The organism is Streptomyces tatrensis (assembly GCF_049310065.1).
In the GTDB taxonomy this organism is placed as follows: domain Bacteria; phylum Actinomycetota; class Actinomycetes; order Streptomycetales; family Streptomycetaceae; genus Streptomyces.
Genome location: NZ_JBMDLB010000011.1, coordinates 3,408,458 through 3,422,042 on the forward strand (window position 1 = coordinate 3,408,458; position 13,585 = coordinate 3,422,042).

At 71.2% G+C, this 13,585-nt stretch carries 10 protein-coding genes; 5 read left to right on the forward strand and 5 right to left on the reverse strand.

What is annotated here, in order from left to right:
• Nucleotides 1-110: 110 nt before the first annotated feature.
• From ACODT5_RS31255 to ACODT5_RS31270, 4 genes are all read left to right on the forward strand, one after another.
• Entirely contained in the window at nt 111-671 is a 561-nt protein-coding gene (locus ACODT5_RS31255; protein WP_422522484.1) for a CGNR zinc finger domain-containing protein, read from the forward strand.
• A 273-nt stretch (nt 672-944) separates the two neighbouring features.
• A complete protein-coding gene (locus ACODT5_RS31260; protein ID WP_422522485.1) occupies nt 945-4,277 on the forward strand; it encodes a S8 family serine peptidase in 3,333 nt (1,110 codons plus the stop codon).
• Nucleotides 4,278-4,411: 134 nt separating this feature from the next.
• Nucleotides 4,412-5,926 carry a TerD family protein gene (locus tag ACODT5_RS31265; protein ID WP_422522486.1) on the forward strand — a complete coding sequence of 505 codons (1,515 nt, stop codon included), beginning with the start codon at nt 4,412-4,414 and terminating at the stop codon, nt 5,924-5,926.
• A 127-nt stretch (nt 5,927-6,053) separates the two neighbouring features.
• A complete protein-coding gene (locus ACODT5_RS31270; RefSeq protein ID WP_422522487.1) occupies nt 6,054-7,085 on the forward strand; it encodes an aspartate-semialdehyde dehydrogenase in 1,032 nt (343 codons plus the stop codon).
• Between the two features lie 61 nt (nt 7,086-7,146).
• On the opposite strand, the gene ACODT5_RS31275 is transcribed toward ACODT5_RS31270, so the two are convergent.
• Together ACODT5_RS31275 and ACODT5_RS31280 are read right to left on the reverse strand one after the other, a co-directional pair.
• Nucleotides 7,147-7,494 carry a type II toxin-antitoxin system PemK/MazF family toxin gene (locus ACODT5_RS31275; RefSeq protein WP_422522488.1) on the reverse strand — a complete coding sequence of 116 codons (348 nt, stop codon included), beginning with the start codon at nt 7,492-7,494 and terminating at the stop codon, nt 7,147-7,149.
• Nucleotides 7,481-7,711 carry a ribbon-helix-helix domain-containing protein gene (locus tag ACODT5_RS31280; protein WP_422522489.1) on the reverse strand — a complete coding sequence of 77 codons (231 nt, stop codon included), beginning with the start codon at nt 7,709-7,711 and terminating at the stop codon, nt 7,481-7,483. Before ACODT5_RS31280 ends, ACODT5_RS31275 begins: the two co-directional genes overlap by 14 nt.
• Nucleotides 7,712-7,859: 148 nt before the next feature.
• On the opposite strand from ACODT5_RS31280, the gene pepN reads away from it, so the two are divergent.
• Nucleotides 7,860-10,445: an aminopeptidase N gene (pepN, locus tag ACODT5_RS31285; protein ID WP_422522490.1), complete on the forward strand. Its 2,586-nt coding sequence runs from the start codon at nt 7,860-7,862 to the stop codon at nt 10,443-10,445.
• Nucleotides 10,446-10,722: 277 nt separating this feature from the next.
• On the opposite strand, the gene ACODT5_RS31290 is transcribed toward pepN, so the two are convergent.
• The 3 genes from ACODT5_RS31290 to ACODT5_RS31300 are packed head-to-tail and all read right to left on the reverse strand — an operon-like array spanning nt 10,723 to nt 13,570.
• Nucleotides 10,723-11,625 (reverse strand): LysR family transcriptional regulator, encoded by a 903-nt coding sequence (locus tag ACODT5_RS31290; protein ID WP_422522491.1) that lies wholly within the window; start codon nt 11,623-11,625, stop codon nt 10,723-10,725.
• A 10-nt stretch (nt 11,626-11,635) separates the two neighbouring features.
• The gene (locus ACODT5_RS31295; RefSeq protein ID WP_422522492.1) at nt 11,636-12,586 is read right to left on the reverse strand and encodes a DMT family transporter; all 951 of its coding nucleotides are present in this window, start codon (nt 12,584-12,586) and stop codon (nt 11,636-11,638) included.
• 42 nt (nt 12,587-12,628) lie between these two features.
• Nucleotides 12,629-13,570 carry an EamA family transporter gene (locus ACODT5_RS31300; RefSeq protein WP_422522493.1) on the reverse strand — a complete coding sequence of 314 codons (942 nt, stop codon included), beginning with the start codon at nt 13,568-13,570 and terminating at the stop codon, nt 12,629-12,631.
• Nucleotides 13,571-13,585 lie beyond the last annotated feature (15 nt).

Consider the following 13,585-nt stretch of genomic DNA (forward strand, 5'->3'; position numbering starts at 1 on the left):
TTCCCCAGAACTACGTAATTTCTAACCCTCTAAATCGAGATTAGCGGTTAGAGGCGAGGGAGTCAACCGCTCACGTACTCTTGAGGGGTTAGTGCCACGAGGAGGCGGACATGACGACGGCGGACCCACGACCCCTGACCGGGGAACCGGTGGCCCTGGACCTGCTGAACACCCGCTGGGTCCAGGACGGCGAAAGCGTCGACCTCTTCGCGGGGGCCTTCGGGCTCACCCGCGTCGAAGGGCTCGCCCTCTGGCTGGAGAGCACGGGACTGGCCGGCCGCTTCCGCGCCGACGCCTCGACCCTGGTCCACCTGCTCACCGCCCGCGAGTCCCTGGCCCGCGCGGTCGCGGACCCCTCCGACGAGAGCGCCCGCACCCTGGTCGACGCCGTCCTGGAGCACGGGCGGATCCGGGCCACCCTGACCGCCGAAGGGCCCGGCGAGCGGACCGAGTTCGACGACCCGACCTGGGGTCCGGCCTGGACGGCCGCCCGCGACTACCTGGACCTGCTGGGCTCCGACCCCGACCGGATCCGCAAGTGCGCCTCCGAAACCTGCGTGCTGCGCTTCCACGACACCTCGCGCAACGGCACCCGGCGCTGGTGCTCGATGTCGGCATGCGGAAACCGGGCGAAAGCCTCCCGCCACTACGCGCGCACGCGCGAGCGCTGAACGCCCTGAAGTTGTCACACCCGATCCGAGACCGGGGCCCGTCCCACCCCTGACGCACGGTCGGGAAATCTACAAATCCACGTTCTGACCCGAAGGTTCGCACCGGTTCGTTCCGGTACGAGCCTTCTGGCGTATGCCCCGAGATGGCGGGAGTCCGCCATGGCAGGTATCGGTCCGTGACAACTCTCCCCAAAGAGCGGTCGCTTACGCGAGGCTGACCGGTCATCCGGCACCGAAATCCGGACCGTACCTTTCACTTAGCCAGGGATGCTGATGACCCTCGACTCCCCCGCTCGTTCAATACAGGGCGGCATACCCGCGACCCGACGCGCCGCGCGCGTCGCGGCCGCGGCCGGCCTGGTGGCCGCCCTCGCGGCCACCGGTGCCATGCCCGTCTTCGCGGCGACCGGCTCGAATACCCCCGCGCCCAACCCCGCGGTGAAGTCGGCCGACCAGAAGCTCGGCTCGGCCGACGCCGAACTGCTCCAGGAAGCCAAGACCAAGGGCGAGAAGACCGTCACGGTCATGGTCGCGACGGCCCCCGGCGAGACCCAGCAGGTGGCCAAGCAGCTCGACGACGTCCAGGGCGCCTCGGTGGGCCGGACGTACGACAAGCTCGGCTACGTGCGCGCCACCCTGCCGACCGACAAGGCGGAGGCCGCGCTGAAGGCGGCCGCCAAGCTGTCGTCCGTGCACGGCATCGACCTGCGGCACGAGATCCAGCTTCCGGACCCCCGTCCGGACTCGGACCGCGAGACGGGGACGGTGAAGCGGACCGCCGCCGAGACCTACCCCGCGCCGGACAAGAACACCCCGGCGAAGAACCCGTACAACCCGGTCTTCGAAACCGGTGCGCTGGACTTCCTCAAGAAGAACCCGAAGGCCGACGGCCGCGGCGTGACCATCGGCATCATGGACTCGGGCGTCGACCTCGGCCACCCCGCGCTCCAGAAGACCACCACCGGCGAGCGCAAGATCGTCGACTGGGTCACCGCGACCGACCCGATCACCGACAGCGACGCCACGTGGCGGCCGCAGATCACCCCGGTCGCCGGTGGCACCTTCACCGCGGGCGGCGGCAGCTGGAAGGCCCCGGAGGGCTCGTTCCAGTGGAGCCGCTTCACCGAGTCGATCACCGCCAACGGTGACATGCAGGGCGACGTCAACCGGGACGGGGACACCACCGACCGGTTCGGCCTGCTCTACGACCCGGTCGCCGGGACCGTCCGCGTCGACACCGACCAGGACAACGACTTCACGAACAACGAGCCGATGAAGCCGTACAAGGACGGCTACCAGATCGGCTACTTCGGCACGGACAACCCGGCGACCGAGGTCGCCGAGCGCATCCCGTTCGTGATCGAGATCCGCAAAGACGTCCCGATGGACCCGTACGGCGGCGACTGGGTCGGCAAGAAGGCCGACTTCGTCAACATCGGCATCATCGAGGGCACGCACGGCACGCACGTCGCGGGCATCACCGCCGCCAACGGCCTGTTCGGCGGCGCGATGAACGGCGAGGCGCCCGGCGCCAAGCTCGTCTCCTCGCGCGCCTGCTCCTGGTCCGGCGGCTGCACCAACATCGCGCTGACCGAGGGCATGATCGACCTCGTCGTCAACCGCGGCGTGGACATCGTCAACATGTCGATCGGCGGCCTGCCGGCCCTGAACGACGGCAACAACGCGCGCACCGAGCTCTACAAGAACCTCATCGACACCTACGGTGTCCAGCTCGTCATCTCGGCGGGCAACGAGGGCCCCGGCATCAACACCATCGGCGACCCCGGTCTCGCGGACAAGGTCATCTCCGTAGGTGCGTCGGTCTCCAAGGAGACCTGGGCGGCCAACTACGGCGCCGGTGTGGCCAAGAAGTACAACATGTTCCCCTTCTCCTCCCGCGGTCCGCGTGAGGACGGCGGCTTCACGCCGACCATCACGGCCCCCGGCGCCGCCATCAACACCGCGCAGACCTGGATCCCGGGCTCACCGGTGAAGGAGGCCGGCTACACCCTGCCGGCCGGCTACGCGATGCTCCAGGGCACCTCGATGTCCTCGCCGCAGGCGGCGGGCGCGAGCGCCCTGCTGATCTCGGCGGCCAAGCAGCAGAAGATCGCCCTCACCCCGGCGGGTCTGCGCATCGCGCTCACCAGCAGCGCGAAGAAGATCGAGGACGTTCCGGCGCACGCCCAGGGCGCGGGCCTGATCAACATCCCCGGCGCGTGGGAGTCCATCCAGCGCGGCGCGAAGGCCGACGAGTTCACCGTCAAGGCGCCGGTCGACACCGCGATCGACCAGTTCCTGAAGACCCCGGGCTTCGGCACCGGCGTCTACGACCGTGAGGGCGGCCTGAAGGTCGGCCAGAAGAAGGTCTACGACGTCGTCGTCACCCGCACCACGGGCGTCAAGTACGGCACCCCGCACGAGCTGAGCTGGCGCAACAACGACGGCACCTTCAAGGTCATCGGCGGCTACGACTACGTCACCCTGCCGCTGAACAAGCCCGTCACCATCAAGGTCGAGGCCAAGGCCACGACGGCCGGCGTCCACAGCGGCATCCTGCAGCTCGACGACCCCTCCACCGAGGGCATCGACAAGCAGATCCTCTCCACGGTCGTCGTCTCGACCCCGCTGGCGAAGCCCTCGTTCAGCTACTCGAGCACCTCCACCGTGCAGCGCAACAGCCACAAGTCGTACTTCGTGACCGTCCCGGCGGGCGCGAAGACCCTCGAGGTCTCCCTCGGCGGACTCGCGGCGGGCAGCCAGACGCGCTTCATCTCGATCCACCCGTACGGTGTGGGCGTCGAGGACAGCGCGACGACCCAGTGCTACCCGAACTACGACAACCCGGCCAACCAGTGCCGCCCCGACCTGCGTTCGTACCCGAACCCGCAGCCGGGCGTCTGGGAGATCGAGGTCGAGTCGCGCCGTACGTCGCCGCTGCTCGACAACCCGTTCAAGCTGGACGTGTCCGTGCTCGGCGCGGCCTTCGACCCCGCGGTCAAGGTCCTGCCCGAGGTCAAGCTCGGCACCCCGGCGCCGGTCCAGTGGACCGTGAAGAACGACGGGGCCGCCATCACCGGCGGCAAGCTCCAGGGTGGTCCGCTCGGCTCCGCGAAGGTCGCCAAGCCGACCATCGCCAACGGTGAGACCCACACCACCGAGGTCACGATCGGCGAGGGCGTCTCCCGCCTCGACATCGCGATCGGCAACGTCTCCGACGCCGCCGCCGACCTCGACCTGGACGTGTACAAGGACGGCATCAAGGTCGGCTCCTCCGCCGACGGCGACTCCGAGGAGGCCGTGAGCCTCGTCAACCCGGCCGCGGGCACCTACACCATCGAGGTGTTCGGCTACGCGATCCCGTCCGGCTCCACCACGTACGACTACCGCGACGTCTACTACTCGGCCGCCCTGGGCGCCGTCCAGGTCGACGAGGCCGCCGCGGTCAACCTCGCCAACGGTGCTTCGGCCGCCGTCTCCGCGAACGTGCTGGTCAACAGCGCTGCTCCGGAAGGCCGCCAGTTCTTCGGCGAGATCAAGCTGCTCAACGCCCGCGGCACCGCCGCCGGCACCGGCAGCGTGCAGATCGAGAAGGTCCTGCCGTAACGGAGACCTGCTGACCGCATGAAGGAGGGGCCGGCGCCCGAGGGCGCCGGCCCCTTCGCGCTGCCCGGGCCCGGCGCGAAGGCCCGTGCCGGCCCGAGCCCCGGGCCGGGCCGGCCCGATGACAGGATGCCGGTATGCCGAACATAGAAAGAGGGGCCAACGCCCCTTTGTCCACCGGCCCGTTCCGCATCACCGTGGCGCGCACCGACCGCCCCGGGACCCCGGCGGTGGCCGGCGCGGCGATCCTGCTGGACGCCGTCGGCCGGGTACGGGACGACGCCGACGTGGTCCTGGCCGCCGGGCCCGGGCACCCGTCCGGCGCGGTGCGGCACCTCGGTGGGGCGCGGGAGGGCGGGCTGCTCGTCCAGCGGCTGGAGGTGGACCCGGACGACGTGGAACCGTCCGTGCAGCGGATCCTGATCGCCGCCCTCACGGCCGGCGGGACGTTCGGCGCGGTCGACGGGCTGTCCGTGGAGGTCGCGGCCGGCGACGGTACGCCGATGGCCCGGTACGAGGTGGCGGACGCGGAGATGGACACCGCGCTGGTGCTCGGCGAGTGCTACCGCCGCAATGGCGCCTGGCGGTTCCGCGCGGTGGGCCAGGGCTACACCGGCGGACCGGACGCCCTCGCCGCCGACCACGGCATACGGCCGCAGGCGCTCCCGACCGCCCCGGTGGCCGGTCCCCCGATGACCGAGGTCGACAAGGAGGACGAGGTGCCCGCGTCGACCTCCGCGCAGACCCCCGCGCCGACCTCCGCGCCGGTCGCCGCGCGGACACCGGCCCCGGCGGCCGTGGAGCCGCTCCCCGCGCCCGGGTGGGACCCGGGGCGCGCCGGGGGCCCGCCCTGGGCGGACGTGGTGCACGAGGGGGACGGCGACGGGGAGGTCACCGTGGTGAACCCGGAGCCCGGCCACCCGGCGATCCTCGAGTACGAGGCGCTCGGCCCGACGGACCGCGACACCTGGTTCACCGCGGACCGGATCGACGGACGGGACGAGCCGCTCCTGGTGTTCTACCGGGGCCGCCACGGCCTGCGCGGGCAGCTGCTGGCGTTCGGCCACGGCAGCCGCGAGTTCCGGCTGCGCATCGAAGCGAACTGCGGCTGGCGCCTGCGGCTGCGCCCGGTCGGGACGGCGCGGGCCCTCGCGGCGGGTACCTCGGGGCGGGGCACCACGGTCCTGCGGTACGACGGCCCGCCCGCCCTGCTCAGGGTCGAGCGCGGGCGCGACAAGAACGCCTCGATGGAGGTGTTCACCCTCCAGGCGGACGGCGGCTGCCACGTCGTCGCGAACGCGGACTCCCACCACCCCGTGACCGGCCCGCTCGCCGTGGGCCCCGGGGACTGGTGCCACGTCCTGGTGGAGACCTCCGAGACCGTCTCGTGGAAGCTCGAGCCGATGCCCCTGCACACCGCCCCGGTGCTGGAGCGGAAGCTGTCCGGCCGGGGTGCGCAGGTGGTCGTGGTGCGGGGGAAGGGGGCGACGGCGGACGTCCGGCACGACAGGTTCATCACCCCGCTGTTCGCCCTCGGACCGCACCTGCTCCCCGGGGAGCGGCTGTGCACGGAACAGGGCGTCCACGAGCTGCCGCCCGGCCTGGTCTCCGTCCGCGCCACGGGCAAATGGAGCCTGCGGGTCCGCGACTGACCGGTCCGCGGACCGGTTCCGTGCCACAGATCGTCCGTAGTACGGACAATGGATTGGACAAGGCTCGTGGGGTCGAACGCATGATGGCTTCACGCGCGCCCGCGTCGTACGTACAAGAGGAGTCACCGTGAGGGTCGGAATCGTCGGAGCCACCGGACAGGTCGGCGGAGTCATGCGCGGCATCCTCGCCGAGCGCAAGTTCCCGGTGGACGAGCTGCGGCTGTTCGCCTCGGCCCGTTCGGCCGGCTCCACCCTCGAGTGGGAGGGCCGGGAGATCACCATCGAGGACGCCTCCACGGCCGACTACTCCGGTCTGGACATCGTGCTCTTCTCCGCGGGCGGCGCCACCTCCAAGGCCCTCGCCGAGAAGGTCGCCTCGCAGGGCGCCGTCGTGATCGACAACTCCTCCGCCTGGCGCGGCGACCCCGAGGTCCCCCTCGTCGTCTCCGAGGTCAACCCGGACGCGATCAAGAACCGCCCCAAGGGCATCATCGCGAACCCGAACTGCACCACGATGGCCGCGATGCCGGTGCTGCGCCCGCTGCACGACGAGGCCGGTCTGACCGCGCTGATCGCCACCACCTACCAGGCCGTGTCCGGCTCGGGCCTGGCGGGCGTCGCCGAGCTCAAGGGCCAGGCCTGCGCCATCTCCGAGGCGGCCGACCAGCTGACCTTCGACGGCGACGCGGTGGAGTTCCCCGAGCCCGCCGTCTACAAGCGCCCGATCGCCTACAACGTGATCCCGCTCGCGGGCTCGATCGTCGACGACGGCTCCTTCGAGACCGACGAGGAGCAGAAGCTCCGCAACGAGTCCCGCAAGATCCTGGAGATCCCGGAGCTCAAGGTCTCGGGCACCTGCGTGCGCGTGCCGGTCTTCGCCGGCCACTCCCTCCAGGTCAACGTCCGCTTCGACCGTCCGCTGAGCGTCGAGCGCGCCTACGAGCTGCTGAAGGACGCCCCGGGCGTCGAGCTCTCGGAGATCCCGACCCCGCTGCAGGCCGCCGGCAAGGACGCCTCGTACGTGGGCCGCATCCGCGTCGACGAGACCACCGAGAACGGCCTCGCGCTGTTCCTCTCCAACGACAACCTGCGCAAGGGCGCCGCGCTGAACGCGGTCCAGATCGCGGAGCTGGTCGCGGAGGAGCTGCGCCAGGGCTGACGCCGGTCGCGCGCATGCGTATGGGGGGCGGCACCGTGACGGTGTCGCCCCTCCGGCGTGTCTAGAGCGCCAGGTGGCGCCGCAGCGCCGCGTCGATCTCCACCATCCGCTGGCGGGGAACCGCGCCCACTCGCTGGAGGAAGCGTTCGGACGCCATGGCCCGGACCTGCTCACACTGCACCTTGGAGTCCTTGGCGAGGCCGCACTCCACGGCCGGCAGGAGCACCTGGAACGGGTAGACCCGAGAAGTGTTCGAGGTGAGCGGGACAACCGTGATCACACCTCGGCCCATCCGCTCGACTGCCACGTTGGCACCGTCGTTTGAGACGATGACCGATGGGCGCGCCTTGTTCGCTTCGCTCCCCCGGACCGGCTCGTAGTCGACCAGGTAGATGTCACCGCGCTTCATCGGCCAGCCCGTCCCCGGAGAACTTGTCCCAGAACGCAGCGTCCCCGCTCGCGTCCCAGTCTGCGAAAGCAGCCTCGTAATCGGCTTCCAGCTGAGATGCCCGCAGCATCTCGATCGCAGCCTGTATCACTGCCGACCGGGAGTCCGCCGCTGTCGCAGCAGCGTACTTATCGACGAACTCGACATCCTCCTGAGGCAAGCTCACACTAATCTTCATACCCTTATGCTACCGAAGTAGGACCTAGCGCGCTACCTCAGTGTCAACCCTGCGGCACCGGGGTGTTCGCCTCTGGATTACTCCGGCGCGGTGGCCCGGCCCGCGTGGAAGGATGGGCCGGAACGTCACCATCGAAGGAGATGACCGCGTGCCAGGCACGAATCTGACCCGTGAAGAGGCTCAGCAGCGCGCAAAGCTGCTCAGTGTCGACTCGTACGAGATCGAGCTCGATCTCAGCGGCGCGCAGGAGGGTGGCACGTACCCCTCCGTGACCACCGTGCGCTTCCAGTCCGCCGAGGCCGGCGCCGAGACCTTCATCGACCTGGTCGCTCCGGCCGTGCACGAGGTCGTCCTCAACGGCAAGTCGCTCGACGTGGCCGCCGTCTTCCGGGATTCCCGGATCGCGCTCGCGCACCTCGCCGCCGGGGCCAACGAGCTCCGCGTCGTCGCCGACTGCGCCTACACCAACACCGGTGAGGGTCTGCACCGCTTCGTCGACCCGGTCGACGAGCAGGCGTACCTGTACACCCAGTTCGAGGTCCCGGACGCGCGCCGCGTGTTCGCGAGCTTCGAGCAGCCCGACCTGAAGGCGACGTTCCGGTTCACCGTGACGGCCCCCGCGGGCTGGACGGTCATCTCGAACTCCCCGCGCGACACTTCCCAGGTGGCGGCGGCTCCCGCCGACAACGTCTGGCGCTTCGAGCCCACCCCGCGCATCTCCACGTACATCACGGCCCTGATCGTCGGCCCGTACCACGCGGTGCACAGCTCCTACGAGGGCGCGGACGGGCAGTCCGTCCCGCTCGGCATCTACTGCCGTCCCTCGCTCGCCGAGTTCCTCGACGCCGACGCGATCTTCGACGTGACCCGGCAGGGCTTCACCTGGTTCCAGGAGAAGTTCGCGTACGACTACCCCTTCGCGAAGTACGACCAGCTCTTCGTGCCGGAGTTCAACGCGGGCGCGATGGAGAACGCGGGCGCGGTGACCATCCGCGACCAGTACGTCTTCCGCTCGAAGGTGACGGACGCGGCCTACGAGACGCGCGCCGAGACCATCCTGCACGAGCTCGCCCACATGTGGTTCGGCGACCTCGTCACCATGGAGTGGTGGAACGACCTGTGGCTGAACGAGTCGTTCGCCACCTACACCTCGATCGCCTGCCAGGCGTACGCGCAGGACTCGAAGTGGCCGCACGCGTGGACCACCTTCGCCAACTCCATGAAGACCTGGGCGTACCGGCAGGACCAGCTGCCGTCCACGCACCCGATCATGGCCGACATCCGTGACCTGGACGACGTCCTGGTCAACTTCGACGGCATCACGTACGCCAAGGGCGCCTCGGTGCTCAAGCAGCTCGTGGCCTACGTCGGCCAGGACGCCTTCTTCAAGGGCGTGCAGGCCTATTTCAAGGCGCACGCCTTCGGGAACACGCGCCTGTCGGACCTGCTGGGCGCCCTGGAGGAGACCTCCGGCCGCGACCTGACCGCCTGGTCGAAGGCGTGGCTGGAGACGGCCGGCATCAACATCCTGCGCCCCGAGATCGAGACGGACGAGAACGGTTCCATCACCGCCTTCGCCGTCCGCCAGGAGGCCCCGGCGCTGCCCGCCGGCGCCAAGGGCGAGCCGGTCCTGCGCCCGCACCGCATCGCGGTCGGCCTGTACGACCTGACCGACGGCAAGCTGGTGCGCCGCGAGCGGATCGAGCTGGACATCGACGGCGCCCTCACCGCCGTGCCGGAGCTGATCGGCCGGCCCCGTCCGGCCGTGGTCCTGCTGAACGACGACGACCTGTCGTACGCCAAGGTCCGCCTCGACGAGGTGTCCCTCGCCAACGTCACCGCGCACCTGGGCGACTTCACCGAGTCGCTGCCGCGCGCGCTGTGCTGGGCCTCGGCCTGGGACATGACCCGCGACGGCGAACTGGCCACCCGCGACTACCTGGCCCTCGTCCTGTCGGGCATCGGCAAGGAGTCGGACATCGGCGTCGTCCAGTCGCTGCACCGCCAGGTCAAGCTGGCCGTGGAGCTGTACGCCGACCCGGCGTGGCGCGACCAGGGCCTGGCCATCTGGACGGAGGCCTCGCTGGAGCACCTGCGCGCGGCCGAGCCGGGCAGCGACCACCAGCTGGCGTGGGCCCGCGCCTTCGCGGCGACGGCCCGTACCGAGGAGCAGCTGACGTACCTGTCGGCGCTGCTGGACGGCTCGGCGGAGGTCAAGGGCCTGGCCGTGGACACCGAGCTGCGCTGGGCGTTCCTGGAACGCCTGGTCGCCACCGGTGTCGCCGACGAGGCGGCCATCGCGGCCGAGCTGGAGCGGGACAAGACCGCGGCGGGCGAGCGGCACGCGGCGACCGCCCGTGCGGCGCGTCCGACGGCGGAGGCCAAGGCCGAGGCCTGGGCTTCGGTCGTCGAGGGCGACTCGCTCCCGAACGCGGTGCAGGAGGCGGTGATCGGCGGCTTCGTCCAGACCGACCAGCGCGAGCTCCTCGCCCCGTACACGGCGAAGTACTTCGCGGCGGTCAAGGAGGTCTGGGAGACCCGTAGCCACGAGATCGCCCAGCAGATCGCGGTGGGGCTCTACCCGACCCTCCAGGTCTCCGCGGAGACCCTCGCGGCGACGGACGCCTGGCTGGCCTCGGCCGAGCCCAACGCGGCCCTGCGCCGCCTGGTCTCGGAGTCCCGCGCGGGCGTGGAGCGCGCGCTGCGCGCCCAGGCGGCCGACGCTCGGGCGTAACCGGCTCGCGCCGCTGCTGGGGCTCCGCCCCGAACCCCGCGCCTCAAACGCCGGCGGGGCTGAGATGTGCCGCTGCGCGGCACATTCAAGCCCGTCCGGCGTTGAGGTGCGGGTCCCGGCGGAGCTGATTTCAGCCCGTCCGGCGTTTGAGGACCGGGTCCGGGCAGCGCCCGGGGAACGGGCGAAGGGCGGGTAGGGGACTTCGCCCCGCGCAGCGGCAAAGGGTCGCTGCGGGGACTTCGCCCCGCAGGGCCCGCCCACCCACCTGCGGTGACGGCTACGGCCGAGCCACGGCGACGGCCCGCAGGGCCGCCAGGACGTGCGCCACGGCCGGGGCCGACTCCGAGCCCCTGCGGAGGGCCGCGATGACGTGCCGGGTCGGCCGGTCGTGGGGCAGGTCCCGAACGGCGACGCCCGAGGCGCGGCTCGCCACCATGCGCGGGACCAGGGCCACCCCCATGCCCGCCTCCACCATGGCGAGGATCGCCGTCCAGCCGGACGCCGAGTGCGCCTGTTCAGGGACGAAGCCCGCCGCCTCGCACGCGTTGCGGGTGATCTCCGACCAGGGCCCGGAGCCCCCGTAGATCCACGGGTCCCCGGACAGGTCCGCGAGCCGCAGCTCCGCCGCGCCGGCCAGCGGGTGGTCCGGGGGCAGGGCCACGTCGAGGGGGTCCTCCAGCAGGGTCCTGCGGGTGAAGCGGGGATCGCGCGCCGTCGGGGCATGGGCCGCCAGCGAGAGCGCGAGGTCGACGACCCCGGCGGACAGCAGCTCGTAGGACTCGGCGGCCTCGGTTTCCCGTACGCGGACCTCCACGCCGGGGTGCGAGCGCCGCAGGGCGGCGACCGCCGGGACCACGAGGACCGGTACGGCGGTGGAGAAGGCCCCGATCCGCACCTCCCCCGCTTCCCCCGCGAGGTACCCGGTGAGCTCGGCGTCGGCCCGCTCCAGCTGTGCGAACACGGCCTCCGCGTGCCGCAGTACGAGGTGGGCGGCGTCGGTGAGCCGGACCCGGCGGCCCTGGGCCTCCAGCAGCGGGACCCCCAGCATCCTGGCCAGGTTGGTCAGCTGCTGCGAAACGGCCGAGGGCGTCATGTGCAGCGCCTCGGCCGTGGCGGTCACGGTCCCCTGTTCGGCGAGGGTCCGCAGGATCCGCAGCTTCTTGATGTCCCACTCGATCATGGGACCGAACCTACCGCCGGGCACCCAGACCCACGCCGCCCAGGATCAGCGCCATGCAGAGGAGCTGCGTCGGGCCGGTGGTCTCGCCGAGGAGCAGCAGGCCGAGGCCGGCGACGCAGACCGGCTGGAGGTAGTAGACGACTCCGGCGCGGGCGGCGCCGATCATCGCGACGGCCTTGTTCCAGGCGAAGAAGGCGACGGCGGAGGAGAAGACACCGACGTACAGGAGCATTCCGGCGGTGGAGGGGGTGACCTGGAAGCCGCCCTGGACGCCGACCGACACGGCGTAGGCGGGGGCGAGCATCAGCGCGCCGAGGACGAAGGTGGTGAGCAGGAAGGCGAGGCCGCCCAGTTCGGCGGGCTTGCGCTTGAGGAGCGCGCTGTACGTGGCGAAGGACAGGGCGGCGCCGAACATCCACAGGTCGCCGGCGGCGAAGTCGAAGCGGATGGAGCCCTTGCCGACCAGGAGGAGCACGCCCAGGGCCGCGAGGGCCAGGCCGAAGGTGCGCCGGGCACCGAGCCGTTCACCGCCGAGGCGGGCGTAGAGGGCCATGATGACCGGCGAGGCGGCCATGATCATGCCCATGTTGGAGGCGGAGGTGGTCAGTCCGGCCTGGTGGACGAGCGTGTTGTAGAGGGTGACGCCGAAGAGGGTGGCCAGGGCGATGTAGCCGAAGTGCTTGCGGATCAGGGCCCGCTGCTGCCAGGCCTGCCGGGCGGCGAAGGGGGCGACGGCCACGGTGGCGATCACCCAGCGCCAGAAGACGGCCTGGACGGGCGGGATGCTGTCCGCCATGCCCCGGGTGGCGACGAAGCTGCCGGACCAGACGACCGTGGCGATCAGGGCGAGCAGGACGCCGAGACCGGCGGCCCCCTTCTTCGCCTTGCCGGGCAGTGCCTTGCCGGGCAGTGCTTGCTGCGGGTCGGTCGGGATGGTGCGGACGCGGTCCGTGACGGCCACTGTGTGTCTCCCCCTCGGGGTTCGGAGTGTCGGTTCGTCGGTCTACCGTCGCACCGAGTCACCCGTCAGGTCCATCGAAACATTTCGATTGGTTCCTTCAGCAGAACTGAACGGTTCGGCCTTCGGCCGCGGGGTGCCCGCCGCGAGCTGCCCCGCGACGGTGGCGCCGAAGGCGATCGCCATGCCCAGCACCTGCACCGGCGACAGGGTCTGCCCCAGGGCGGCCCAGCCGATGACCGCGGCGGTGAGCGGCGAGAGCGGGCCGAGGAGGGTGACCGATGTGGCGGTGAGCTGCCCGATGCCGCGGATCCAGAGCCAGTAGGCGATGCCGGTGTTGATCAGCATCATGTAGCCGTAGCCGAGGAAGGCCCGGCCATCGAGGGCCGGCGGCGCCCCTTCCACGAGCGCGGCGACCGGGATGATGACCAGGCCGCCCGCGGTGAGCTGCCAGCCGGTCATGGCCAGCGGGCCGACGCCCTCCGGGCGCCCCCACCGCTTGGTCATGACGATGCCCGCGCCCATCGAAGCGGAGGAGACCACGCCGGCCACCACCCCGACCGGGTCGAGCTGCGCCTGCGCGGTCAGCACCACCATGCCGACGCCGAAGGCCGCCACGACGGCGGCGAGCACGGTCCGCAGCCGGGCCCGCTCGCCCAGGAGGAGGGCGGCGAGCCCCACGACGAACAGCGGCCCCAGGGAGCCCAGTACGGCCGCGACCCCGCCGGGCAGGCGGTAGGCGGAGAGGAACAGGAGCGGGAAGAAGGCGCCGATGTTGAGCCCGCCCAGGACGGCCGCCTTCCACCACCACTGGCCCGTGGGCAGCTTCCGGGCGAGGGCGGTGAGCAGCAGCCCGGCGGGCAGGGCCCGCATGACCCCGGTGAACAGCGGCCGGTCGGGCGGCAGCAGTTCGGAGGCCACGAAGTAGGTGGATCCCCAGGAGATGGGGGCGAGGGCGGTCAGGGCGATGGTGGTGGCGCGGTTCACGGCGGTGCTCCTCCG

What these genes read in the sequence shown, in the direction of transcription:
- ACODT5_RS31255 (WP_422522484.1), top strand. Translation starts at nt 111, where the DNA reads ATGACGACGGCGGACCCACGACCCCTGACCGGGGAACCGGTGGCCCTG.
- ACODT5_RS31290 (WP_422522491.1), bottom strand. Translation starts at nt 11,625, where the DNA reads ATGATCGAGTGGGACATCAAGAAGCTGCGGATCCTGCGGACCCTCGCC.
- ACODT5_RS31275 (WP_422522488.1), bottom strand. Translation starts at nt 7,494, where the DNA reads ATGAAGCGCGGTGACATCTACCTGGTCGACTACGAGCCGGTCCGGGGG.
- ACODT5_RS31280 (WP_422522489.1), bottom strand. Translation starts at nt 7,711, where the DNA reads ATGAAGATTAGTGTGAGCTTGCCTCAGGAGGATGTCGAGTTCGTCGAT.
- ACODT5_RS31260 (WP_422522485.1), top strand. Translation starts at nt 945, where the DNA reads ATGACCCTCGACTCCCCCGCTCGTTCAATACAGGGCGGCATACCCGCG.
- ACODT5_RS31265 (WP_422522486.1), top strand. Translation starts at nt 4,412, where the DNA reads ATGCCGAACATAGAAAGAGGGGCCAACGCCCCTTTGTCCACCGGCCCG.